Raw genomic sequence first — 25,919 nt, 5'->3', positions numbered from 1 at the left:
AACCATCATTAACCATAACTCAGCTTACTACACTGAGGTAGTAAACAAGTTCAGCGCTTATAAAAATGCTAAAGGCGTTAAACAACTGAATGCACAATTAAGCCGCAACCCTGCTTTAGCCAAAAGTTATGTAGAAGGTTTATACGCTTTCCAAATGAAAGAGGGCCGCTTTGGATTGAAAGCAGACTACCGCATTGATTTAAACAAGATAGACTTTAAACGTTACGGCTCATTATTAGAGAGCTTTTACAAAGAGACTGCTTTCCACAGCTTTTACATGCAACATGAAGGTATGTACAGCGAAATGGTAGCCAAGGCAAACAACGCATTCACTTTAGCAGCAGCACAAAAGTCAGTAAGCGCACAAGGTTACCAGGTAGTGGTATCAGCCTTAGCAAAAGGCATCAATACCATGAGCATCAAAGGCCATGCCTACACCGAGGGTGTGATCTTTGCAGGCATGCAAGCTGAACCAACTCAAAGCGCTCCTGCACAGGTACTGGCAAGCAGAGAATAAACTGCAAAGCAATAGAGCCCCTAAGTAGATTATTAAATAGATTGTGAAGTAGGATAGGCCGCGTCATTTGATGCGGCCTGTGTTGTTTATTAGTTAACGTACTTGTTAAGGGTACCAAGATTATGTACCGCGCTACCCATGGTGTTATTGAAGTAAGCGTAGACGGTTTTCTCGTCAGCTATCCATTCTTTTATATATGTAGAATATTCTTGAAGAAAATCGTCGGTATAACTGCCACGGTAGCCGCCTTGCGGACCATGAAAACGAAGATAAGCAAAGTCGGCATCACCCACACGAAGAGGCGCTGCCGAAGCGGGCAAATCATGAATCACTAAACCTGCTCCATAATCATCAAGTAAATCAAACACATCGTTGGTATACCATGAACGGTGCCTGAACTCCACCGCAATTTTCCATTTAGCAGTAACATCTGCTTGTTTAAGGGTAGCTAACAACAAGCTTAGCTGTGATATATTAACTGTTGTTGCCGGTGGTAATTGCAGGAGTACGCAGCCTCTTCGGTCTCCTGCAAAATTGATGATATGCATGAACTTATATACATCACCGGGCGAGAAAGCCAACGACTTGTTATGCGTTATGTCTTTCCAAAGCTTAAAAGTAAATCTGAACGTTTCAGGAGTTTCGGTAGCCCACCGCGCAACTGTTTGGGGTAGTGGTAGTTTATAAAATGTGCTGTTAACTTCAACACTGTTAAACAATGAAGCGTAATAGGTTAAACGGCTTTTTTGTTTAAAATCTTCAGGAAAGTGCTGCTTATTGGCAACCGGTAAAACAACGTTGCTGGTGCCCGAAAAATAAGCGCTGCTAAAGTCAAAATCTATCCCTGTCATATCAGTTAAACACCCGGACAAAACAAGTGTGTTAACAACTGGCAATATTTAAGAGCTTAATAAAGCATTTCAATATAATCTACAATTGTCATTCCGCCTGGCATCCGGCCTTCAATTGTACGTGTGCTGGCTTTGGTTTCATTAAGTAATAAGCCTAGTTCACTGTCAAACTTGCTACCCAGGTTCAGTTTTGCACTGTATTCAGTAAATGTCAAGGCAAGGCTAGCCAGTGATACTTCAGGGAGGTATACTTCAGTAGTTTCGGGTGTCTCTTGCCCGGCACACAAATCAATGGTCATAAATGCAATAAAGTTGGTATTGCAAATATACTTTCAAGTCAAGGCGCAATTATCAGTGTAAATACGCAACTTAAAAATCACGTAATACTACCTGTTACAACGGAACCTCGAAAAGCTGATGCCTGATAGCAAAAAGAACCAAACCAGCTGTATTGCGGCTGCTTGTTTTAGTTAACAAGTTATTACGATGCCCTTCTACCGTTCGCACGCTTATAAACAGTATCTGTGCAATTTCGGCATTATTGAACTCCTTACATATTAAATCCAAAACGGCACGCTCACGTTCGGTGAGGGTTTCATGTACAGGCTTTAGCTTTTTAGATGATTTATTACGTGCCTTGGCGGCAGCAGTAAGCGCGCGCAGGGTTAGTTGATTAATGTAAAAGCCTTCGCTGTAAACCATTCTAACTGCCTTAATCAAATCTTCTTTATCGCAGTTTTTTGCTAAGTAAGAGGCGGCTCCGTCGTCAATTACCTGAGTAATCAGCTCCTCTTCCAAATGAACCGATAGCATAATGATTTTAAGCTCCGGTTTGCTTTTATGCAGCTGGCGGTTAAGTTCAATGCCATTCATAAACGGCATGTCGATATCTAACAGGGCAACGTCAGGTAAATGAGGTGCAGCTTTGAGCTTTTCTAAAAAATCGAGTCCGTTTTCGGCAACAAACAACAACTCAAATTCATCAACTGACTGTATAAGCATGCCAAGGCTTTGTCCAAATATTTTATGATCATCCGCAATTGCTACTCTTACTTTATTCATCAGTAATTAATTATTTAAAGGATATGTAATATCAATCCTAAATCCTTTGCCATGAGTATTGAAAACCTCGTAAGTTGCATCAATAATACTTAAACGGCTTTCAATGTTTTGCATGCCCATGCCATTCCCCGTAAAACTTGCAGGTAAGCCTATACCATTATCGGTATACTGTATTAGCAATGTATGAGGATTGGGGCAGGCAAAAGTAATTTCTATCACGCTTGCCTTAGCATGTTTTATAGTGTTGTTTAATAACTCTTCCAGCACACGGTATATGGCAGTTGCAGCTTCGGTTTCCAGGCCGCTTATAATTTCAGGTGCCTGATTGTCAATGCTACCTTGCAGGTAGTTAGTGCGGTTTATAAATTCAAGTTGTTTATTTAATGCCGCATTTAAACCATGCAACGTAAGCAACGATGGTGAAAGATGATGTGCAATATGGCGTAACTCGGCAACAATTGTATCAATGGTCTCCTTAGTGTTGCTTTTAAACAGCTTAAAATTGCTTTGTGCATCGCCCGCTGGTTCAAAAACATCAATCATCAGGCGCAAGCCCGATAAGGCCGCTCCAATATCGTCATGTAAATCCTGACCTATGCGTTTCCTTTCCGCTTCCTGTGAGGTAATTACGGCGTTAAGCAATACACGCTGATGCTTTAGCTCAGCTTCCTGCGCAAGTTCTCTTTGCTTAAGCAAGCGGTTCTGGTTGCGTACATGCATGTAAATGATTGATAATGCCAAAGCCAGCATCCCCAGCGTACCAATACCTAGTAAAACAGCAATGTTATCCCCTGTTACCTGCATCAATCAGAAAGTTAAGGGTTACAGCAAGCAGCCAGAAAGAATATTTAGATAATTGTGTTGGTATAAGCATTAAGGCTGTGCCGTTATTGTAGCTGAATTTATTGGCTAAAAATATTTATAAAAGCTGAAAAACCGCTTAAATAAGTGTAAAAAGCTATAGTTTAACGAAATAAGCTACCGGCAAGAACTTGTGACTTGTGCTGATGGTATTTTCCCCTGAATAAAAAATCACGTATTTATACGTATAAAAAACTACGATTGCACTTATTATTTTTGAATAATGGTTAATATGGTTAATCCATAACGGCCTGATTAAACCAATACAATAATCTTTAAGGTAAACTATAACGAAAACATAACAAACTGTTAATGAGTTATATTTATTGTAGTAACCAGTAAGGAACCTATACAGAACGATATTGTGATTATGACCTTACCTACGCCTAATCAAAATGTAGATGGTAAATTATTTAGCCTGTTAGTGGCCAGTGTTAAAGACGCTGCCATTATTTGGATTGATATTAACGGCTATATTTTAAGCTGGAATTTGGGTGCAGAACACATACAAGGTTACGCCGAAAGTGAAATAATTGGACAGCATATTTCAGTATTTTACCAGCCTAATGACATAAACCGCAAACAGCTTCGCAACAACCTTAACCAGGCGTTAAAAAATGGCATGTATGAAACCGAAGGTTGGAGGGTACGTAAAGACGGTAGTAGCTTTTGGGCGCACGTGGTATTTACAACACTTTATAATGATAACGGTCATTTGATTGGTTTTGCCAAAGTAACCCGGGATATGACCGAGCGAAAGCTGCTAGATGATCAAAAGGCCCATGCCAACGCCGAGCTTGAACGAAGGGTTGCCGAAAATACTCGCAAAATTCTCACTACCGAGTTACGCTTCAGAAAACTGATTGAAAATAGTTATGATGGCATTGCATTATTAGATCGTAGCCTGGTAATATTTTATCAAAGTATGTCGGCCGAACGTATAAGCGGTTGGCGTGCAGGTGATTTGGTGACTCTTAAAATGGTTGAAATTACTCATCCTGATGATGCTGACTCGCTTAAGCAGCTCTTTAATGAGATACTGGCCAAACCCGGAGTGCCTGAAATTTTGACTTACCGTATAAGGCATAAAAACGGTAACTATATATGGATAGAAAGCGTTTTTACAAACATGCTTGACGACAAAAACGTGAAGGCGATAGTGTGTAATTTTAGAAATGTAACCGAACGCAAAAGTGGTGAAACGGAACGCGATAAAATGATAACGGATTTGGTGCAGCGCAATAAGGATTTGGAGCAGTTCACATATATTGTTTCACACAATCTCAGGGCACCGGTAGCTAATATCACCGGATTATCTACACTACTCAATGCTACGGTTGATGACGATCCGGAAAGTCAGGAAGTGTTGCAGGCTCTTTCATATTCTATCAATAACCTGGATAAGGTTATTTTAGATTTAAACCACATTTTACAAGCCGGTAGCGCTGCCAATGATAAGATAGAGACTATTGATTTCCCTATACTTATTGAAGAGATAAGGATGAGCATACATCATCTGATTGAGAAAAATAACGCCATTTTGATAGCTGACTTTAATGATATAAGTCAAATCAATAGTTTAAAGAGCTACATCTACAGCATATTCCAAAATTTAATAACCAATAGCATTAAGTACCGCCGGGCTGACGTGGCGCCGCTTATCATTATTACAGGTGAGCGCGATGGCGATAAAATTAAAATCTCTTTTAAAGACAATGGCAAAGGGATAGATCTTTCGCGCCACGGCAATAATTTGTTTGGCCTTTACAAGCGTTTTGACCGTAGCGTTGAAGGTAAAGGAATGGGTTTATTTATGGTAAAGATACAGGTTGAACGCCTGGGCGGAACCATACTGGTACAAAGTGAGCCAGAACAGGGAACAGAGTTTATCATTCAGTTTCCGCTTAACAAAAAATAGCGTTTTGGTGGTAAATACCCGTTATAAAATTCAGGTATTAATACTCGCAAATTCAACCTGATACTTTCATAATTTGCACCAGCTCAACTGTTCATTTAACTCAATTTGATTCTTAGTTTTTGTTAGTATATAGTTTTATTTTAGGTAAGGGAAAACCTCCAAACGCAAGGTTTGGGGGTTTTAATAAATCCATTTAGCACATGCATTAGCTCAATATTTTCATATATTATCGTATTTTTGGTAACTGTATTTGTCCCCTGCAAAATCAGTTATGTTTGGTTGTGTAACCCGTTTATATCACTCGTCTTCGTTACGCACGGTTCTGTTGGTTCTAGCATTTTCTTTCCTTCCATTTTACTGGTGCTGTGCCCAGGCCATAAGAGTTATCACCACTAAAGACGGCTTACCTCAGTCGGTAGTCTCGGGATTACATCAAGATCGCAATGATTTTGTTTGGGTAGCCACACGTAACGGATTAGCCCGTTATGATGGTACCAAATTCAAGGTTTTCCAGCACGATAATTATAATCCGGCAACCATAGCCTCCAACCTCATTATATCAACCACTTTTACCGGAAAGAATACCCTCTTGATTGAACATGAATCAGGAGAAATAGACAAACTCAATACCAACACAGAAGTAATCAAACATTATCCTGCTGCTAAAAATTTAAAAAGCAAAGGTTTACGCTTTGTGAGGCGTGGCTGGCTTGTTGATGGTAAAGAACAACTGTGGGCCGTTCAGCGTAACAGGGGCTTAGTTTGTGCCACAAACAACGGGCAGGTAAAACTATATTCATCGGCAAATAAGGGATTGCCATCTGACACCATACACGCCCTAACGTTAGATAAACAGCAAAATGTTTGGGTGCTTACACAGTATGGCTTAAGTAAATTCAATGCCAGTGCCGGAAGATTTGAAAATTACAAATGCTCGTTAACGCCTGATTTTAATAACTACTTTGAGTCGGATAAAGAGATAATTGATTTGCACCAGCGATCAAATGGTGATTTGATGTGGGGCGATTGCCGGTGTCTTTATTTTTTTAGCACTACTAAGCACTCTTTCAAAACCACACCTATGCCCAAAGCAAATGTGCATGGCGTGCGCTGGATAAGAAGCGGTAATGACGGTAAAGAGTATTTTGAAAATGGTGGAGAAATTTTTGAATACACCGACAAGTTAGGGGTCAAGCCCTTGTTTAAAACAGGAAGCGGAGTACAATTTGATGCCTGCTCATTCATGGTCGACCGTTCGGGACTGTTATGGGTAGGCACCAACACGGCAGGCATTCAACAAGTTTCTTTAAATACCCCCCGGTTTACGTCACATAACTACAAATTAAGCTTCCATCATGATGTGCTTGAGCAATTACTTGCTATAAATGCCGACGCTACATTCAATTGGGCTACCGCTGACGGCCCTAAAGCTGCGTCAAGCTATCATTTTAGGTCGGTTTATGACAACGATCATAATTTATGGATGGCATTAAACAACAAAGTTTGCCTTTATAATAGCAAATCAAAAGAGGTAAGTCAAATGCCAGAAGTCCCTATAACCAAAGGTATTAAGGACGGGGGAATAGGTGTTCAGGGCATAACTATCACCGCCGATGGCCAGCCAATGGTTATTGCCTATAACGGCCAAATACTTGAGTGGGATAGCAAAAATAAAAAATGGATAAGCTTTATTGATGCAAAGTTTATAAGCAACAAATTAAGCGAAACTGTAATTCCGAGAGATATATTGAATGATGGTGAACGGCTATGGATTACTACAGATGGAGACGGTTTATTAGTGCTCGATATTAAGTCTAAATCGCTGAAGCAGTTGAAATATAAGTCGGTCAAAGGATCGCTTCCAACTGATAAACTGTTAGGGATTCTACCAGATCCTAAACAAAAAGACATTCTTTGGATTGGGGGGTACGAGGGCTTGATTTGCTTCAATAAGAAAACCCTTACCTGTGAGGTGTTTTCATTAAAACAAGGCTTACCTGACAATACCATTTATTCGCTACAAGCAGACAAAGGCGGCTATTTATGGCTCAGCACTAATAAGGGGTTGTGCAGGTTTAACACTCAAAATAAAAATGTGCGCATTTTTCAAACAACACACGGCTTGCCCGGCGATGAATTTAACCGTTTTCATCACCTTAGTTTGCCCGATGGCCGTTTAGCGTTTGGAGGGCCAGACGGCTGGACAGCATTTGATCCGGTTAACATCCGCAATGATAATTTCAAACCACGCGTTGCTTTAACCGGTTTGGAAATAAACAACGCCTACACCGATCATATTTCAAACAATAACACATTTACCACTATGCATGATGTGCAGGAACTCCAACTGCCTCATGATCAAAATACGCTCACCTTTCATTTTGCCGGTTTGCAGTTTAATCAACCTAATGATTTGCATTACCGATTCAGGATGGTTGGTTATGATGATGATTGGATTGAAGCTGATAATTTACAATCAGCTAGTTACACTAAAATTCCTCCCGGTATTTATCTTTTTAAGGTTAACGCCAGCAATACATCAGGCCAGTGGAGCAATTATATAAGGTACGTACGCATAACCATCAATTCACCTTGGTGGCTTAGTTGGCCGGCTTACATATTGTATGGCCTTATATTAGCTTGTTTAATTTGGCTGTACACTAAATATCGGATAAACAAAGAGATAGTTAACAGGGAGCTTGAGCTAAAGCAAAATGAATCGAAGCAGCTTAGAGAAGTTGATGAGCTTAAAACAAGGCTTTTCGCTAATATAACGCACGAGTTTCGTACGCCGCTTACGCTTATTTTAGGTCCCGCTGAACAGTTAAAGCGTGAACAATCTGTTTCAGGTCAGCACAGCTTGCTTGCTGGAACTATTGAACGTAATGCCCGGCATTTGTTGCAGTTGATTAACCAGCTAATGGATATGGCTAAGCTTGAAGCCAACGCGCTTACTCCTTGTGAAGGTGTAGGAAGTCCGGCTGTAGCAATCAATGCTATGGTGTCGTCGTTCGCGCAGGAAGTAAATGCGAAGAAAATTACCTTAAGCTTTGAGGATGGTACTAGTGGTAGCAATTATCTCTTCGCGTCAGATTTGCTTGGGCATATTGTTTTTAATTTGTTAGGCAATGCTGTTAAGTATACAACCGAAAATGGTGAAATTAAGATAATCCTGATTGCTGTAGATAAGGGCGTACAGCTTACGGTTAAAGATACAGGCCCGGGTATTCCTGTTAAGGATTTGCCTCACATCTTTGACCGCTTTTATCAGGTTAGTAACAATCCACTTTATCACGAAAGTGACGCGGGGCTTGCAGGTACAGGTATAGGTTTGTCAATGGTTAAGGAGATAGTGGAACTGCAGGGCGGTAACATTGGTGTTAGAAGTGTTTATGCCGATGAAGGAGCTGTTTCAGGCACTGAGTTCACCGTCTTTCTTCCTTATAAAAAGCCCGATATACAAACAACTGCGGTGCAGGAAGGCATAGACCACAATGCTACATCGTTGAACAATGAGATCAATCCGAGTACAACATCAGCGGTAATCTTACTGGTTGAAGATAATCCTGACTTAGCTGCATTCATTATCAATAGCCTGTGCAATCATTACCATGTAGAGCATTCCTGGAATGGTTTGGAGGCAAGTAATATGGCATTGGAGCTAATGCCTGATTTAGTTTTAAGTGATGCACTGATGCCTGTGATGGATGGTTTGGCGCTGTGTAAAATAATAAAAGAAGATTTGCGCACAAGTCATATACCGGTTTTACTACTTACAGCCCGTTCCGGCTCTGAAAATAAAATAGAAGGATTGGAAATTGGAGCCGATGATTACCTCACCAAGCCGTTCGAAGTAGCCGAACTTTTACTTCGCATCCAAAACATACTTAAAAGGCAGCAAAGCTTCAAAGATTTTATAAAGAGAGAGCTTAGCCTGCCCGCAAAAAAGGAGAGTGCTCCTCAGGTAAATGTGGTAAACGATGAGTTTATTAAGAGCTTATATAGCTTTATTGACAGCAATTTGGGCGATGCAGGCTTTGGCGTTGACCAACTTTTGACACTCACCAATATGAGCCGTACAAGTCTGCACCGAAAGGTTAAAGCCATAGCAGGTATGTCAACTACCGAACTTATACGCAACTACCGTTTAAAGTGTGCATCCGTGCTTTTGCAACAAGGCTATAGCAGTTCTGATGCTGCTTACCGTTGTGGATTTTCCAGCGCCGCTTATTTTTCAAAATGCTTTCGTGATGTTTACGGCCTTACACCCGGCGAGTTTGTAAAACAGTCTTTAACCGCAAATTGAAACGATTTTTATAGCAATTGAAACAGTATTGATAGGGTAAAGGCAGTACATAATGCACTTTTGCACTGTTGTTTTGAGGTGCCGAAAATTACATCTGAGACAAAGATATTTCAACCTAAACCTTATTTACAATGTCTGTTAAGTTTATACTAAACCTTATCATCATATTGCTTACGGGTTTATTTATCACAGCGCCCGTTTATGCTGATACTTTTGCGCCTGCTTTAGTAAGTGAGGAGGGCTTTGGGCCAAGTTCACTACTATTGATTGTGCCTGTAACTGCACTGTTAGGATTGATTGTGTTAGGGTTTTTACAATCAGGTAAAAAGCCTTACAAAAAAAACATGCATGTTGATATTGAAGAGCAAGCATTAACACGAATACACAATAAACAAAGTAATCACAGCCGCGAGTTTAAGTTTGATAACAAGCGTATGCAAAATTATTTAGCTAAGCCGGTTGCAAAAAAGGAATACACCTAAACCTCAATCGCCACTCCAATCACGTTTTACTGTATTGCAAATGGCTCAAATAGTTTATGCAGGGGAAAAGCAGTTAAATGTAAAAGGGCAAGCTTAACGGCTTGCCCTTTTTATTGTAAGTCAAATTTTGTCAGCTACAACAGGTGGTTCAATTGTTGAATCATCAGCCGGGCGTTTACGCCAGTAATTAGCCAGTATAGAACCGGAGATATTCATCCACGGACTAAATACCGCAGATGCTAAGCCAACTGTAGCCAGTTTACCCATAGTGCCCGCTAAACCTGAGGCCATACCACCATTTTGTAAACCAACTTCAAAGGCTACGGTACGCGATGAGTTTTTATCCAAACCAAAGAGGCGGCTTAGCCAGTAGCCAAAAAAGTAGCCTGCACCGTTGTGTATCACCGATGCCATAAAAAGCAATAAGCCTACGTTTAACAAATTTTCGCGTCCTGCAGCTGTTGTTACGGCCGTAAAGTAAACAATGCCAAACATGGAAAGATAAGGTATAAACTTGTCAACCTTAGGCAATGATCTATAAAGCTGGTGATACACAGCTCCGACCAAAAAGGCGCCAATCATAAAACCAAAAACTTCTAAAGAGAGTAGAGCCGCTTTGTTAAAATTGCTCTCATATATATGGTATAACCCAAAGGGGAGGGCAGCGAGGTAACAAGCACATAGCAATGCAATTATGTAAACGTTACGACGCTGTGGTGCCGGTGCCCGCTTTAAGTAATCATGTAACAAGGCCGCGCCTATAGGTACCAGCACAATTTTGATGATTTCCATCATCATATTAATGAACTTGATTTGGATAAGTGTGCCCGCCAGCAACTTCATCAGTACAGGAGTTAAAAAGGGAGCTGCCAAAGTTGCCATGGCTGTAACCGTTACCGATAATACAAGGTTGGCACGTGCCAGGTAAACCATAACATTTGATGCCAACCCGCTTGAACAGGATCCTATGAGGATGATACCCGCTGCAATTTCGGGGTCAAAGTTAAATACTTTGGTAAGCAGCAAACCCATTAAAGGCATTACGGTGAAGTGGCAAGCTAAACCAATAAGCACACCTTTGCCTGTACTGCCAAGGCCGGTAAAATCGCGCAGGCTCATTTGTATGCCCATGCCAAACATTACCATTTGTACCACAGCCAAAATGAGCCACTTATTGCGCAAGTCGAAACTGCCCCACTTCAAAAAAGCTTCGGGGTAAACCATAGCCGCAACCACAGCAGTGATAATCCAGGCCGTGTATTGATAATTTGCTACAGCAGGAACTGCACCTATGCCAATGGCTCCAAACAAGCAGAGGCATACAGCCGCAGGCTGGCAAATGTGAGTTGCTGACGCAAAAAAACCGTACAACAATGCCAGTGCAGCAATTCCGGCTGCAGCAAGGCATATTTTTCTAACCGCTTCCATCGGTTGAAATTGTTAAAGTTTGGTTGCTATGTATTTAATGGCCGTTGGCGGGCTTGCCACAATGGGCACTGTTTTATCGGCTTCATCCAATCCGTCAACCACACGCGCCATTGATGCCTGTGCCAGCAAAACTACATCTACCTGCGCCGATAGTTCGCGCAAGGCAGCAGTAACAATTTTATCGTGTGTTTCGGTATCGCCGCTCATGAGCGCTTCAAAAGCACCGTCGCAAAGCTTCGATACCAGTTCTATTTCCTTGCCGGCCAAAGCAGCGCGGCGTTTAACCAGGTCACCGGTAGGTTCTAACGTGGTAGACAACGTGGCTATTACGCCAATTCGCTTACCTGACTGCACAGCTTCGTCGGCCATGGGTTGGTCTACACGTAATACCGGTACACCGGCGTTTTGGGCAGCAGCTTCAACCGCCGCACCAATTGATGAGCAGGTAACCAGGATGTAATCAGCTCCTGAGTCTTCCGCCGATGCAACGTAATCGGCAACACGCTTGCTAATAGATTCAGTTAAACTACCGCGGCTCCTGATGTTTTTTACCAGGCTATCGTCTACAATATTAACAATGTTTACGCCCGGCAAATGGTCTTTAACCAGTTGCTGAAACATGGGAATCAGCGTGTGAGAGGTGTGAATTAATCCTAAAGTCTTCATCTTTGGTTTATAATGGTTTTCCTTTTAGTACGGTTAAATAATAATTTTCGTCGCCTACTTGCCCACCTTTAATGTTCACCTGTAGCCCATCTACAGGTTTATTGGGGGCGTAGGCTTTACATAATGGTGCGCCGGGCCATAAAGGAGCTATCATTTCCACAGCTTCAATGCCCAAAGCACGGGCAGCATAGCTGGATGTATCGCCACCGGCAATCACCAGGCGTTTAATATGTGTTTGGCTAATTACGGCATCAGCCACAAGGCCCAGTGCCGTACCAAATATTTTAGGCGTTTGCTTGCGAATGGTTTGTGCATCCCAGCCACGGCTTTCAAACATAGTCTTTGCATTGGGCACACGCTCATCGTGGTTACCGGTACTGGTATGTATAATTACGCTTTTGCCTTGTTTAATGCTTTCAATAGCTTTTTGGATAGCTGGTACTATTACTATACCCACATCTGCACCTGATGCCAAAGCAGAGGTATTGATTGCAATACTTTCAAAATTGTTGTTTAGCGCTACTTCTATCTGTTTAGATGCTACCGGCGACAAACTACCCGAGATAATAAGTAATTGCTCAACCTCATCAGCCGCAGTCCATAGGGCAGGCTTTCCAACTTCTCCTATCGACTGCCAGTAACTGCCTAAAGCCATCTCAATACCCGATGATCCTACCGAAAATAGCGGACTATCACTATCTGAATATTCATCTATGAGACGGCCAATCTTGGTTAAATGTGTGTCTTCCTGCCCATCAAAAAGAACAACATCGGCACCGTTTTTAATAGTTTGTGATAAGGCTGTTTGTGCCTCTTCAAACGGCTTGCTTATTTGTAATATGTCCAGCAGCCCAATGGTTTTAACAGTCTGTTTAGATAAATGCAGCCGCAAGTCGCTTTCATCAGCCGGCGTAACCGGGTGCCGGCTCATTGAAGGGTGGCGGTCTAACCGGTAAATTTCACCCTTACTGCCAATACCCATTCGGGCAAACAGGTTGCCAAAAAAGCAATACCTTCCTAAAGCCGGGGCCGCTACCAGTAGCGGTACAAACGGCGCTTTAAATATCTCTGCACCAACATCTATTGCCCGGCCAATGCTGCCAATGGTGGGCGAAGAATCGAACGTGGAGCAAACCTTATAATGAACATGCGGAGCGCCTAATGCTTTTAACGCATTAAAGGCAGGCTTTAATACAGCCTCCATATCATTAGGTGGCATAGAGCGGGTTAGTCCGGCTACACCAATGGCTTGTAAGCCGCTATAGCGAGATAATTGTGCGGTTGTTGGCGGCTCCATAAACAAAACGGTTTTGATGCCCGCACGGCTCAAAAATTCCAGCGCATCTGTCGATCCGGTGAAATCGTCGCCGTAGTAGGCCAATAAAAGATGATTGTTTGCCGCCATGCTTTAACTACTTACCGCCGAATTTTTTAACTGAGTTATTAAACTCAGGGTAGGTTGATGCTGCTTGTTCGAGGGTTAGTCCGTCAACAGCGCCTTTCCAAGCTTGTTGCAGGGCTACCACGCCACCGGTTGGCCCGTCAGGGTGAGCCATAATGCCGCCGCCTGCCATGTAAAGCAAATCGGTGGTTTGGGTCCGACGATAGGTTTCGAACGCCTGACCGCCCCACTGGCCCGATGATACAACTGGTAATACAGTAGTGCCATTATCCAATGGTGTTAAGCAAGCCTCTATCGAGCGTACAACCGAATCATCCGACTCCCAAAATTTGTTTTGGATGCCGTTTACGTGTATCTGGTCAACCCCGGCCAAACGCCAAAGCTTTTGGTACGCCGGGAACTCGATACCCAGCAAGGGGTGACGGTTAAGCATACCCCAGCCATTGCGGTGTCCATGAATGGCCAACTCGCGCTGATCGCATATCTTTTTTACGCCCGATAAGCCTACGCTGTTTAAGCTCACCATGGCACAAGTGCCCCCTGCGTTTAAAATATACTCGTACCGGCGAAGCATGCTGTCAACCTCGTCGCTTAAGTTAAACGCGTACATGACCTTTTTGCCGGTTTTATCGGCATGAGCATTAATTACACGCATAATAGCATCAACCCGGTCTTCAAATGATGAGTTGGCCGATGCAGAAAGCAGCTCATCATCTTTTATAAAGTCGATACCTGCTTCGGCTAAAGTTTTAACTAATTCGGCCGTTTGCTCAGGCGTCATGCCTATGCTAGGCTTAATGATGGTACCAATCAGCGGACGATCTTGCACGCTGGTTAATTGACGGCAACCTTCAATACCAAATTGCGGGCCTTTGAAATGCTCGCTGTATGATGCCGGCAGTTCAATGTCCATCAGCTTTAAGCCGGTAAACTGAGTTATTTCGTATAAATTACCCTGTAAGGTAGAAACCAGCACCGGCAGGTTGTAGCCAAAGTTCTCAACCGACCATGAAACCTCTATGCTGGCGCGATGATATTCGCCCGTTTTTGAGGTAGCGCCCGGAATTGCAGGCTCTTTTACGGTTTCAAGGTGTGTTATCTTCTCCACTCTTGCCGCGAAACGCGCTTTTAGTTCCTCTGTTTCGCCCGGAACGGCCACGAACGTCCCGCTTGATTGTTCGCCTGCTAAAACCTGCGCGGCTTTTTCTAACTTGTAAGGGGTTTCTATATAATATTTGCCGGTAACTCTTTCCATAACTAAACTGTAACGATTTGTTTTCTGATTTTGTAACCGTTTAGGCCAAAGTACAAGATAACCAGGAAGCATAGCAGTGGTACAATGTAGCCCGATTGAACATTATCGCCGTTACTGTCAATAATAAGTCCCATAATTACAGGCAGTATTGCACCGCCAACTATCGACATGATCAACCATGAAGAGCCTGGTTTGGTGTCGTCACCTAATCCTTCCACCCCTAAGGCGAATATTGTAGGGAACATGATAGACATGAAGAAGCCTACACCGCCTAAGGCGTAAATTACATAACCTCCTTCGCCTAAAATGGCTACCACGCAAAGCAATGTAGCTAATACGGCAAATACAGATAGTAATACATTTGGCTTTATAAATTTTAGTAAAAAGGTGCCAATAAAACGCCCGGCAACAAAAAGGCCACCATATAGCCAGCTTAAATAAGTGCCTGCAGTTTTCTCGTCAAAATGTGCGCCTTGATGTGCCATGCGTATGAAAAAACTGGTTACACAAACCTGCGCACCCACATAGAAAAACTGAGCAATAACTGCCCACAGTAAGTGGCGGTGACGTAAGGCGCCTAAAAAGCTGCCACCCGATGTTTCCTCCTTGGCTTTGTTTTTTATTTCGGGCAAGTTGCTCACTTTAAATAGTAGAGCCACTGCAATTAACACACAGCCTAAAATGATGTAAGGCACTTTAACTGATGCTGCTTCACCGGCAAAGTAGTTTGCTCTTTCAACGGCGCTCATGGCTGCCAGTTGTGCTTCTGTGTACTCTTTACCCGATAAAATAAATATGGTGCCTAAATATGGGCCTACAATAGTGGCAAGACCATTGAATGATGCAGCAAGGTTGATACGAGTAGTAGCACCTGCCGGGTCGCCCAAAACGGTGGCGTAAGGGTTCGCAGCAGTTTCCAACGTTGCTAAACCACAACCTATAATAAATAACGCACCTAAAAATATAGGATAACTAAGCGTATTTGCTGCCGGAACAAAAAGGAATGCTCCACCTGCAAAAAGGGTTAAGCCAATAATGATGCTGTTTTTGTAACCAAACTTTTTCAGCAACATACCTGCCGGAATAGCCATCAGAAAATAGGCGGCAAAAACCGAAGTGTCAATAAGTGTTGATTGCCAGTTTTTTAATTGACATGCTTTTCTTAAATGTGGAATAAGTATAGAATCCAGATTGTGGGCCATGCCCCACAAAAAGAAAAGGCTAACAATCAGAATAAATGGTAAAGTGTAGCTTTTACCTGAGGAGTTAGTTTCGGTTACCAGGCCTGAATCCTGATCGGTAATTAATGCCATTAGTTTAAATTTGGTTATCGGGTTAATTTTTACGCTTCGTCAGCAGCAGGTGGTCACAAGCCAGCACAACTTCTCCGTGCTGATTGATGACTTCCACATGTTCCGTAACGGTACCGTATTCAGGCTTTTTAGCATCCGTTTTTTCAGAAATAGTTACCTCTGAATGGATGGTGTCTCCAATAAATACCGGTTTTACAAAGCGCAATTTATCATAACCTTTTGAAAAAGCTTCAGGATTTATTTCGGAAGCGGTTAAGCCAATGCCAATAGCAAATATCATAGTGCCGTGGGCTATACGCTGTTTAAACGGTTGGGTGGCACACCACTCGGCGTCCAAATGATGAGGGAAAAAGTCGCCCGTATGACCGGCATGTACCACAAAATCGGTTTCGGTAATGGTACGGCCAAGGGTTACGCGTTTATCGCCTACAGTATAATCTTCAAAAAAGGTTGATTTAAAGTACATGGTTTCGTATTTCGGATTTCGGATTTTCGGTTTCGGATTTATTTTTCTCTTTTATTTCCCAATATGTCATTTCGAACGATAAAGAAAAATCTTTTCGGATTGATAAGCTAGACGCTTTGAAAAGATTTCTCTTCAGGTCGAAATGACAGGGTTTTAAATGTTAGATTTTATTCTGTCAATTCTCTAATTCAGTAAATTCTGATTCAGATATCTTTCAATTGCTCACTTACCACAACACCGCCGGTATCGCTGCTTTGGTAAGCGCTTTCTACCACGGCCATGGTTTTTATCACATCTTCTACATGCGTTGGCAGCACATGGGTTTCGCCGTTTTGGTAGCGCATCAGGCTCGACATAGTGCCGATGAAGGCATCCGGGAACCATGAACCTTCCAGTTCAATTTCTTTCCACTCGGGTTGTTTGCCTTCTTCTACAATGCAGTACTCAAATTTGTCGGGCACGCCGTGTGGGTAATCCATCAGCAAGCCCATACGTGCTTTAATGGCGCCTTTGGTACCTTCCCACTTGATAAAGCTTTCCTGGTTATGCGGACCAAAAGAGTGGTCGTGATTAGTGTTTATCACAGCGTGCATGGTATCGCCATAATCAAACAAAATGGTCGACCGCGATGATGATAGCTTTTTAGCAGGATGTTTAAGAGTTTTGGCATACACACTCTGTGGATCGCCCAAAAATGAACGCATCAAATCAATGTAGTGGATGCTGTGGTATTGTATCTCTAAACGCGGATGAACCATTACAAACGGGAACAATTCCCACGGTGTTTCGAGGGTAACACGTACCTCCATATCGTAAAGCTCACCAATTAAACCTTGGTCGATCATGTAACGGGCTGCGCTTACGTAAGGTGCAAAGCGCAACTGGCAATTAATGGCAGCGTTTAGCTTTTTACGGCGGCAAACTTCTAATATCTCTTTGGTTTGCCAAAAGTAATCGCCCATGGGTTTTTGGATGAGCACGCCGCTGCCATCGGGCAGTTGCTCCAAAGTTTCCACAAACTTTTCGGGCATTATGGTGATGTCGTAAACTGCTTTAGCCGGTGCATTTGCCACGGCATCGGCAACGGTGTCATATACGTTGGGGATGTTCCACTCGGCGGCCAGTTTTTCGGCACGGGCGCGGGTACGGTTAGTTATCCCTACCACCTCAAATCCTGCTTTTTTATAGGCTGGCAAATGTGCATCGGCCACAATGCCGCCTGCACCAATAATAATGATGGGTAACGGGTTATGTGGTAGTATGGGTTTATAAGGTATTTGCATGTTTTTCGTCCGTAGTAAGTTGTGTGATCTTCTGCTGCGCGATTTTTAGTATTTGCGACACAGCAGTATCGGTATTTATGGCTGCCAAAACAGCCTCATCAATAATGTGAGTTATTTGCGCCCAGTTGCTTTTTTGCGGAAGCATACGGGCTACGGTATGCAGTTCTTCCAGTTTATGATAGTAAGGGATAATGGCATTTACTCCGCCATGGTTCCAGGTAGAAATGCGGCAACCTATTCCACCTTCTAAGGTTAATAGTTTATCGTTACGCTGATTTACGGCAAAACGTAAAAAATCATAAGCCGTTTGCTTGTGCCTGCTACCTGCGCCAATGGTGTACAACCAGTAAACGTTCAGCGAAGCAGATTCAGTGCCTGGCGCAGCAGGCAATTTAGCCACATCAACCTTGCCCTTAACGGCCGATTCGGCAATCACTTCGCACATGGATGCAAAGCCGAACCAGTTCACCATCATGGCAGCCTCGCCACGGGCAAAGGCCATACCCATTTGCACCGATTCGTAATTAACCGATTGGGGGTGTACAGCCGATTTATCAAGGAACAATTGTTTAAAAAATTCCAGCGCTACAACAGCTTGCGGGGTATCAACATTAACTTCGCCGTTGGCATCGGTTAGCTGGCCGCCGCGCGTCCAAAGCTGTAGTACAAAATCAAATACGGTATTATGCCCATCCGGGTAACCGGCAAACACGGTTCCGTAAAGGTTTTGTTCGGGGCGATTAAAGAAACGCGCCACGGTTTGAAACTCATCCCACGTTTGCGGTACGCGCAGGGGAGTGCCATGCTGGTCAAAGTATGACTGTTGCTCACGACTGTCTTCAAACAAGTCTTTGCGGTAAATAAAGCACTCCGGGCCATCATGAAACGGCAACCCCGCTATGCTTTCACCAAACTGCTGTGCCGCCAAAAGCGACTGGCTCCATCCTGAAGGGAAATCTTCTGGTGGATTTTGGGCAATTAAAGGTTGTAAATTGAGCAATGCACCGGTGGTCCAGGCTTCGTAAAGCCAATCCGTAACAACATGGGCAATATCCCAGTCACCGTTTTGCAGGCCTTTTTGTTCAATGATGCTATCGTAAAGCAGCTCCAGGTCCATCGGCACCATTTCGGCTTTTAGCGTGCAGCCGGTTTCGGTGCAAAAGCTATCCCATATTTTTTGCAGGGCGCTTTCAAAAGGGCCAAATTTACGTACTGCTATCCTGATGGTGTCTTGCTGACTCATACTTACGCTTTAAACTCCTGTAAAATGGCTTCGGTATTTTCGCCCAAAGCCGGCGAACCTTTTTCTGAGGTAAATATTTCGCCATCAATGCGGATAGGGCAGCGAGTAGTACAATAGCTGTAACCATCGTTCATGCTCACTTCCTGTATCATATTCAGCGCTTTAAAGCCTTCCTGTTGCATCAGTACATCCCAGCTTAGTACTTCGGCACACCAAATATCGGCAGCTAAAAGTACTTCTAACCAGCTCTCGGTAGTGCCGGTTTGCAGGTGTGCAGCCAGTATGGCCTTAATTTCGTCGCGCTGATGAAACGCCTGACCAACGTCCGTATAAGCTAACAGCGCATCGCACTGTAGCAACTGCCCTAATTGCGGAATTGACCCCATAGCCAAAGCCATGTAACCATTGCCGGTTTTATAAACACCATAAGGTGCGCCTAAATAGGCATGGGCATTGTTCTTTTCAGAGCGTTCGGGCAGTTTACCATCATAGTAATACGTGGTAACGGCTTCAAACTGCAAATCATAAGCAGACTCGAGCATGCTTACCTGTATTAGTGCACCTTCGTTTTTAATGGTTCGGCGTACAAGGCAAGCCAGTATACCTTGAGCAAGGTGCGTTCCGGCCAGCATATCAATAATAGACAAGCCCATTGGTACTGGTCCACCGGCATTGCCAGTAAGCCAGGTAAGGCCGGTTAATGATTGTAGCAAGAGATCTTGCCCCGGTTTATCTTTCCATGGACCAACGTTGCCATAGCCCGAAATTTCGCCGTAAACAACGTTGGGATTAACCACTTTTACGCTTTCGTAGTCAAAGCCTAAACGCTCCATTACGCCGGGGCGATAGTTGTGCATTACCACATCGGCCTTTTTTACCAGTTCCCAAACGTTTTGGCGGTCGGCTTCATTCTTCAGGTCGGCGGTAAAGCTTTCCTTATTGCGGTTTATGGCATGAAAAACCGACGATTCGCCATTCATGATCACGTTTGATGTGTACAGGTGGCGGCAGATATCGCCTGTTTCGGGGCGTTCTATTTTTATAACACGGGCACCCAAATCGGCCAGTCGTAAACCTGCCGAAGGCCCCGATAAAAACTGGCTGAAATCAACCACTAAATAATCTTCTAATGGCTTCATGCTTCGGTTAAATTAAATTGCTGGTTAATTAATTCGGTGCTCACTCCGGGGCGCGGTGCCGCAACCGATGAGTAAAGCCGTGTATGATCAATACGGATTGGGCAGCGGGTGGTGTTCAACTGGCTGCCATCGGGCAAAATAACCTGTTGTTGTATACCCAGGGCCGTAAATGCTTCATGCTGCAAGCTTTCGGCGTAGCTCAAAATTTGGCTGCACCAAATATCAAGTGGCTCTAAAATAGCAAGCCACTCGGCAGTGGTTTTGGTTTGAAGCTGTGCGGCTATTAATTCCATAATTTCATCACGCTGGTCAAACCACGACGATTTGGTAGCGAAAGCACTTAAATCGATACCTAAAGCCTTGCCTATGTGATGTAAATCGCCCATGGCTAATGCCAAATAAGCATCCTGCGTACGGTAAATGCCATAAGGGGCGCTTAAATAGGGGTGACCGGTACCTTTAACCTTGCTACGCTGCGGTAAGGTTTCGCCATCATTTAAATGTGTGGTTAAGAATTCGAATTGCAGGTCAAGCACCGATTCCAACAAACTCACCTCAACCAAAACGCTTTTTTGCGTTTTAGCTCGTTTAATTAAGGCTGCTAAAATACCCTGTACAAAGTGTGCTCCGCACATAATATCGGCCACGGCCAATCCAAAAGGAACAGGGCCTGCATCTTGTGTGTCGGACAGATAAGTTAAGCCAGATAACGACTGAATTAACAAATCCTGACCGGGGCGAGATGCCCATGGGCCTTTGGCTCCGTAACCGGTTACCACGCCGTAAATTATTTTAGGGTTGATGGCTTGCACGGTTTCATAATCCAGTCCTATTTTTTCCATTACACCGGGGCGGAAGTTGTGCGTCATTACATCGGCCTGAGCAATAAGTTTTTTAACCCGCTCTAAATCCTCTAGGTTTTTTAAATCGGCCGCGTATGATTCTTTGTTACGGTTTATGGTATGGAACACCAAACTATCGCCATTAACAAATATGTTGCGGATGGCAATTTGCCGGCCGGCCTCACCTTTTACAGGGCGTTCGATTTTTATTACGCGGGCGCCTAAATCGGCCAGGCGAAGGCCTGCTGTTGGTCCGGCCATAAATTGGCTAAACTCCAGTACAATCAATCCTTCTAACGGTTTAACCATGCTGAACCTCTTTTTTAGATTCGCGGTAAAGGTTATCTAAAGCATCTAAAACTTCGGTTTCGCTGCCGCCGTTCATTAGGTAATTGCGCACAATGTCGCCGCCATGATCCTGAAAATACATGGACCCGTTATAACGCGGACGTAAAAATGCACGTTGCAGGGCTGGCAGGGTGTTGCTGAAGTAATCGGTGCTGATGGCGTTGGTATGTTCGCTGGTCCAGGCCTGTAAGTGACCGGGCTGACCGCCATTGTCGGTAAATAAACCGGCCTGGCAATCGGGAGATGCTACAAATTCGGCATATTTCATGGCAACATCTACGTTTTTGCAGTTCGATGAAACCGCTAAACCGGTACCACCCAAGGTAGAACGCAGGTTGGTTTTGCCATCGAGCGTAACCATATCATGAAAATGCAGCAATCGGCGGGCATAACCCACACGAGAGTAGTTGGAATATCCGTAAGCGAACGGACAGTAAGCTATATCATCGGTAAGCGTCATGCGCTCGTATACTTTAATAGGGTTGTAGTTAAAGCATTTGGGGTCAACCAGTTGAGCCAACTGGCGGTACATTTGCAAGGCTTGTATGCCTAATTCACGACTAACCACGGTATCTTCTGTCTGGAACGGATCTTCGCCCAATGAACAGCAGAAGGTGTAAAATGTCATTAACGAATCAATAGGGATCAGCGGGCAGGCAACCAGTCCGCGTTTAGCCAGATCAATTAATTCATCGTAGGTCGAAGGTACATCTATATCATGTTCCTGCAGAATATCCTGGCGGCTTGATGCTACCGGAGTGGCGGCATCAATAGGCAAAGCCCACTGCTGGCCATGAAAGTTATAGCTTTCATATGATTGGCCTACACTGTTGAACTCCTGGTCTTTCAAGAACTCAGGCGATAAAAACTCATCGAACGGTAAGATGGTGCGTGTATTGGCTGCAAAGCCGGCCCAGGGGTGGTCGATAACCAGCAGGTCGTAACGGGCCGCCAATTGTTCGATTGAAAGGTCGGCAAATTGCTGTAACGAGCGTTTTTCCCAGGTAATTTCAACACCGGGGTTCAATTCGCTAAAACGCTGTGCGGTGGCAGTCATGGGTACAAAGCCTCGGCTGTGGTTCCAGGTAATTCCTTTAAGTATAACTTGATCAGACATAAATTTATGTATAGACGGTTTAGTAACATGTTAGCTGAAAACCCGCCGGCGTATGGTAGCATCGGTTTCAATAACATTCACACTAAACCCTACTTAGATTATTGGTACGTTAGCAAATGTATTGGCCTGAGCATAAAATTGCTTATACTATATATGCAAGGAGTTGTAATATTTTAGCATGACTTATTTATAAAGCAGCAAAAATGTCCTTATGCATTGTCGCCAAGGGATGATAATAACTATATTTTTCTAAAGGTCTGAATAGTCTTTGTGGACATTAGATTGCATTGATTCAAATTGTATCGAAATCGCACAATACGTGTTGCATAGCCGCACATTAGTTATTCAAACTTATATATTAAATATCTGATAATTTGACACTTGCGTTTTTGGTATTGTTTTGTAGCTTTATAAAGTATTCTTGTTTGGAATAAATGATTGAATACTCAAAATTTAAACGGCTTATGAAAAAGTTTACCCTTATTGCATTTATGGTTTTAGGCTGCTCTGCAGCTATGGCTCAAAACAAATGGACTACCGAACCCTATTTAACTAAAAATCTGTCTTCGGCGGGTATTAAGGATGTTTTTGCCGAAACATCGGGCGGTAGCATTTCTGTAACTGGTGTTGCTGCATCAGAGGCCCGTATTGAAGTTTATGTATCGCCAAATAACAGTAACGATGATATAACAAAAGAAGAGATAAAGCAGCGCCTGGAAGATAATTACAAACTTGAAATTACAGATGCCAATCACGAGTTGCATGTTACAGCTAAAAGTAAAGCATTCAACTTAAATTGGCGCAAAGCTGTAAGCATATCTTTCAAAATATATGTGCCTAAAGCAGTTGCAACCAATTTACGTACAAGTGGTGGCAGCATTAACATTGGCAACCTTACCGGCGTGCAAAACTTTGCTACCAGTGGTGGTAGTTTAAAAGTTAACAATGTAAGCGGTAAAATCAAAGGCCGCACATCGGGCGGCAGCATTCATATTGATAATGCTAAACAAGAAATTGACCTTACCACCAGTGGTGGCAGTATTGTGGCCAGCAATTGCGAGGGTAAAATTAGCCTTACTACGAGCGGCGGATCATTAAAGTTAAATAACCTTAGCGGCGATATTAATGCAACTACCAGCGGAGGCAGCATTCATGCCGACGGTATATCGGGAGAATTAATTACGTCAACATCAGGCGGTAGCGTAAATTTAACTCAACTGGCTTGCAGTGTTGAAGGCTCAACCAGCGGCGGCAGCATTCACGCTGATTTTAAAAGCGTAGGTAAGTATGTAAGATTGTCAACAAGTGCAGGTGGTATCAGTATCACAATGCCAACGCCTAAAGGCCTTGATCTTGATTTAAAAGGCAGCCGTGTAAACGCATCATTAAGCAATTTTTCGGGTACTAAAGAGAAAGATCGTGTAGAAGGAAAGCTTAACGGTGGCGGTATTCCGGTTACTGCTCATGCATCAAGCGGTTCTGTTAATTTGAGCTTCAATTAATAAACATACAACCTTATCAATCATTCTGCAGGCCGTTCTTTTTTGGGAACGGCCTTTTTTGTTGGATTTTCAATGGCAGTGCCAACAAAGCGATTCTTATACTTAAAAAAGTTAAAGCAAATGTTTTCAACAAAACTTACTAACCCGAAAATTGATGTTATCTTGCTTGCTTATTAATTAAATACATCCAATTGCCTCCATGGAAAACATGCAACATATAACCGCCTCTAAAGAAGCGGCCGAAAACTGGTTCAAATCAGAAAGTTACCTTAATGGTTTAGAAATAAAACCTCATGCAGCAACTGATATACTTGAATTTGCGCGCCAGTATGCTGCCAATAAACAGCAGTGGGACACGGCGTTTGAATATTTGAAAAATACAGATTTAAAATCGCTAAACGAGGGTAAGCATAGCTTGGAAGGCAGTGATTTATACATAGCTGTAAGTGAAAGCACAAATAAAGATTTGGCTGATGCAAAATGGGAATCCCATAAAAAAGCAATTGACATTCAGTATGTAATTGATGGTGCCGAGCAAATGGGAGTTACCCAGGCATCGCAGCTTAACGTTACCGACCCTTATGACGAACTGAAAGACGTTATGTTTTATAAAGGTGAGGGTGAACTGCATTTAGCAACGCCGGCTGAATTCTTTATTTTTTTTCCGTCTGATGTACACCGGCCTATGGTTAAAGCCGATGGCTATTGGGGAAGCAAAAAGATTGTTTTGAAGCTAAAGTATATTGAGTAGGCATTGCTAAGGAGCTTTCAAAGCGGAAAATTCCTGATGATGGTAAGAGTAATTTTAGCTGAATATAGTGGGCAACTATCATATTCATTTTTGAGCCTTAAAGAGGTTGAAGCAAATGCATGATATTTTGGTGTATGAAGCTGCTTAAATAGAGTTTTTATTGTAATTTTAAAAACTAATTGACCCCCTCGTTAAGTGTGAATTTAAATATTGAGAAAGCTCAACATCTGACAAATTCAGATATTTTAGCAACCCGGGCCCTGTTTTACCGTTACGGAAGTTGGCTATTAGGTTACATAGTTGAGATAGTGAAAGATCATGAAGTAGCCGAGCAGTACCTGGCAGACATTTTTAAAGAAGTTCCTTACAAACTTAACGAGCTTAACAGCACAGGAAGCGATTCGTGGAAACAATTAAGAATGCTTGCGCAGGCTAGATTGAAGACAGCTTACAACAGAAATTTAAGTGGAAAAGAGCTTTTCTCTGAAAGGTTAAAGTTTGACGGAGTTGTGAGTGGTTTAACTATTGAGCAACAAATTGTGTTTTGCGGCGTATATTATTATCAAAAATCAACTGCAATTTTGGCTCATGAGCTTAATTTAACTGATGCTGAAGTGAAGAAAATTTTAAGGGAAGCTTTTATAATGATGAAAAATGGATAAGAGGATACATGACTATATAGAAAGTGGCATCCTTGAAGCATTTGTTACCGGTGCTACATCAGCAAATGAAGAGCGTGAGGTATTGCAAATGAAAAAGCAATTTCCGGAAGTAGAGCAGGCACTTAATGAATTGGAAATTGATATGGAGAAGCTTGCAATGCGGATGGCTTCGCCGCCGCCTCCGCAATTGTGGGATCGTATTGAAAGCGAAATTAATGGATTGACAGTTACATCCAAACATTTACCCCAGCATCCAGGCGATGAAAGCCAGCGTTCATCTCAGCATAATCACAAGCCCGATTCAGGGTTTATTGAAGTAGAAGGCTCATCAACCCACATGCGTATACATAAAGTGTGGCGCTGGGTGTTTGCTGCTGTATTTATATTAGGCAAAGTTTTTCTTGGCTTTGCTATCTATTATTATTTGGAAAACCGCCAAGCTAAAGAAAATATACAAGAGCTTAAGCTTGAGATAAGGCAGCTTAAGAGCAATCGTTAAATTGTT

General features: G+C 43.0%; 23 protein-coding genes. 8 read left to right on the top strand and 15 right to left on the bottom strand.

Translation table 11 applies throughout. The features are described from left to right. The coding region (locus GO816_RS18630) for a DUF4932 domain-containing protein (protein WP_157543467.1) at positions 1 to 517 on the top strand (517 nt) is incomplete at its 5' end. A gap of 89 nt (positions 518 to 606) precedes the next feature. Here the strand turns inward: GO816_RS18630 and GO816_RS18625 are convergent. The 4 genes from GO816_RS18625 to GO816_RS18610 all read right to left on the bottom strand — a co-directional run bounded on the left by GO816_RS18625 (position 607) and on the right by GO816_RS18610 (position 3,234). After that, the gene (locus GO816_RS18625; RefSeq protein WP_157543466.1) at positions 607 to 1,368 is read right to left on the bottom strand and encodes a DUF72 domain-containing protein; all 762 of its coding nucleotides are present in this window, start codon (positions 1,366 to 1,368) and stop codon (positions 607 to 609) included. 56 nt (positions 1,369 to 1,424) lie between these two features. Beyond that, complete coding sequence (locus GO816_RS18620; protein ID WP_157543465.1) at positions 1,425 to 1,667, bottom strand: hypothetical protein; 243 nt, start codon at positions 1,665 to 1,667, stop codon at positions 1,425 to 1,427. A gap of 94 nt (positions 1,668 to 1,761) precedes the next feature. Then, positions 1,762 to 2,430 (bottom strand): response regulator transcription factor, encoded by a 669-nt coding sequence (locus GO816_RS18615; protein WP_157543464.1) that lies wholly within the window; start codon positions 2,428 to 2,430, stop codon positions 1,762 to 1,764. A gap of 6 nt (positions 2,431 to 2,436) precedes the next feature. After that, positions 2,437 to 3,234 (bottom strand): sensor histidine kinase, encoded by a 798-nt coding sequence (locus GO816_RS18610; RefSeq protein WP_157543463.1) that lies wholly within the window; start codon positions 3,232 to 3,234, stop codon positions 2,437 to 2,439. A 427-nt stretch (positions 3,235 to 3,661) separates the two neighbouring features. On the opposite strand from GO816_RS18610, the gene GO816_RS18605 reads away from it, so the two are divergent. From GO816_RS18605 to GO816_RS18595, 3 genes are all read left to right on the top strand, one after another. Beyond that, the gene (locus GO816_RS18605; RefSeq protein ID WP_157543462.1) at positions 3,662 to 5,209 is read left to right on the top strand and encodes a PAS domain-containing sensor histidine kinase; all 1,548 of its coding nucleotides are present in this window, start codon (positions 3,662 to 3,664) and stop codon (positions 5,207 to 5,209) included. A gap of 325 nt (positions 5,210 to 5,534) precedes the next feature. Continuing rightward, positions 5,535 to 9,515, top strand: coding sequence for a hybrid sensor histidine kinase/response regulator transcription factor (locus tag GO816_RS18600; RefSeq protein WP_198171580.1), 3,981 nt, complete (start codon positions 5,535 to 5,537; stop codon positions 9,513 to 9,515). 131 nt (positions 9,516 to 9,646) lie between these two features. After that, the gene (locus GO816_RS18595) at positions 9,647 to 9,997 is read left to right on the top strand and encodes a hypothetical protein (protein ID WP_157543460.1); all 351 of its coding nucleotides are present in this window, start codon (positions 9,647 to 9,649) and stop codon (positions 9,995 to 9,997) included. A gap of 120 nt (positions 9,998 to 10,117) precedes the next feature. Here GO816_RS18595 and GO816_RS18590 read toward each other — a convergent pair whose 3' ends face one another. From GO816_RS18590 to GO816_RS18540, 11 genes are all read right to left on the bottom strand, one after another. Beyond that, on the bottom strand, positions 10,118 to 11,425 hold the full coding sequence (locus GO816_RS18590; protein ID WP_157543459.1) for a bile acid:sodium symporter family protein: 1,308 nt from the start codon (positions 11,423 to 11,425) through the stop codon (positions 10,118 to 10,120). A gap of 12 nt (positions 11,426 to 11,437) precedes the next feature. Beyond that, entirely contained in the window at positions 11,438 to 12,091 is a 654-nt protein-coding gene (locus tag GO816_RS18585; RefSeq protein WP_157543458.1) for an aspartate/glutamate racemase family protein, read from the bottom strand. Positions 12,092 to 12,098: 7 nt separating this feature from the next. After that, positions 12,099 to 13,496, bottom strand: a complete 1,398-nt coding sequence (locus tag GO816_RS18580) for a four-carbon acid sugar kinase family protein (protein ID WP_157543457.1) — start codon at positions 13,494 to 13,496, stop codon at positions 12,099 to 12,101. Between the two features lie 7 nt (positions 13,497 to 13,503). Beyond that, on the bottom strand, positions 13,504 to 14,748 hold the full coding sequence (locus GO816_RS18575; protein WP_157543456.1) for a ribulose-bisphosphate carboxylase large subunit family protein: 1,245 nt from the start codon (positions 14,746 to 14,748) through the stop codon (positions 13,504 to 13,506). Positions 14,749 to 14,750: 2 nt separating this feature from the next. Next, a complete protein-coding gene (gene fucP, locus GO816_RS18570; protein WP_157543455.1) occupies positions 14,751 to 16,061 on the bottom strand; it encodes an L-fucose:H+ symporter permease in 1,311 nt (436 codons plus the stop codon). Positions 16,062 to 16,083: 22 nt separating this feature from the next. Further along, positions 16,084 to 16,527, bottom strand: a complete 444-nt coding sequence (locus tag GO816_RS18565) for a MaoC family dehydratase (RefSeq protein ID WP_157543454.1) — start codon at positions 16,525 to 16,527, stop codon at positions 16,084 to 16,086. Between the two features lie 203 nt (positions 16,528 to 16,730). Further along, on the bottom strand, positions 16,731 to 17,810 hold the full coding sequence (locus GO816_RS18560) for a Gfo/Idh/MocA family protein (protein ID WP_157543453.1): 1,080 nt from the start codon (positions 17,808 to 17,810) through the stop codon (positions 16,731 to 16,733). After that, a complete protein-coding gene (locus GO816_RS18555) occupies positions 17,794 to 19,053 on the bottom strand; it encodes an extracellular solute-binding protein (RefSeq protein WP_157543452.1) in 1,260 nt (419 codons plus the stop codon). The genes GO816_RS18560 and GO816_RS18555 overlap by 17 nt, the downstream gene beginning before the upstream one ends. Positions 19,054 to 19,055: 2 nt before the next feature. Then, a complete protein-coding gene (locus GO816_RS18550; protein WP_157543451.1) occupies positions 19,056 to 20,192 on the bottom strand; it encodes a CaiB/BaiF CoA transferase family protein in 1,137 nt (378 codons plus the stop codon). After that, positions 20,189 to 21,343: a CaiB/BaiF CoA transferase family protein gene (locus GO816_RS18545; protein WP_157543450.1), complete on the bottom strand. Its 1,155-nt coding sequence runs from the start codon at positions 21,341 to 21,343 to the stop codon at positions 20,189 to 20,191. Before GO816_RS18545 ends, GO816_RS18550 begins: the two co-directional genes overlap by 4 nt. Then, positions 21,336 to 22,499: an ABC transporter substrate-binding protein gene (locus tag GO816_RS18540; RefSeq protein WP_157543449.1), complete on the bottom strand. Its 1,164-nt coding sequence runs from the start codon at positions 22,497 to 22,499 to the stop codon at positions 21,336 to 21,338. Before GO816_RS18540 ends, GO816_RS18545 begins: the two co-directional genes overlap by 8 nt. 464 nt (positions 22,500 to 22,963) lie before the next feature. On the opposite strand from GO816_RS18540, the gene GO816_RS18535 reads away from it, so the two are divergent. The 4 genes from GO816_RS18535 to GO816_RS18520 all read left to right on the top strand — a co-directional run bounded on the left by GO816_RS18535 (position 22,964) and on the right by GO816_RS18520 (position 25,913). Further along, positions 22,964 to 24,001, top strand: coding sequence for a DUF4097 family beta strand repeat-containing protein (locus GO816_RS18535; protein ID WP_157543448.1), 1,038 nt, complete (start codon positions 22,964 to 22,966; stop codon positions 23,999 to 24,001). Between the two features lie 199 nt (positions 24,002 to 24,200). Further along, on the top strand, positions 24,201 to 24,752 hold the full coding sequence (locus GO816_RS18530; protein WP_157543447.1) for a YhcH/YjgK/YiaL family protein: 552 nt from the start codon (positions 24,201 to 24,203) through the stop codon (positions 24,750 to 24,752). A 179-nt stretch (positions 24,753 to 24,931) separates the two neighbouring features. Beyond that, a complete protein-coding gene (locus GO816_RS18525) occupies positions 24,932 to 25,414 on the top strand; it encodes a hypothetical protein (RefSeq protein ID WP_198171579.1) in 483 nt (160 codons plus the stop codon). After that, positions 25,407 to 25,913, top strand: a complete 507-nt coding sequence (locus GO816_RS18520; RefSeq protein ID WP_157543445.1) for a hypothetical protein — start codon at positions 25,407 to 25,409, stop codon at positions 25,911 to 25,913. The genes GO816_RS18525 and GO816_RS18520 overlap by 8 nt, the downstream gene beginning before the upstream one ends. Positions 25,914 to 25,919: the final 6 nt, after the last annotated feature.

Origin of the sequence: Mucilaginibacter aquatilis (genome assembly GCF_009755275.1) — a bacterium.
GTDB classification, from domain to species: Bacteria; Bacteroidota; Bacteroidia; order Sphingobacteriales; family Sphingobacteriaceae; genus Mucilaginibacter; species Mucilaginibacter aquatilis.
Note: the sequence above shows the minus strand (reverse complement) of the source record. Positions and strands in the feature narration are given on the sequence as shown.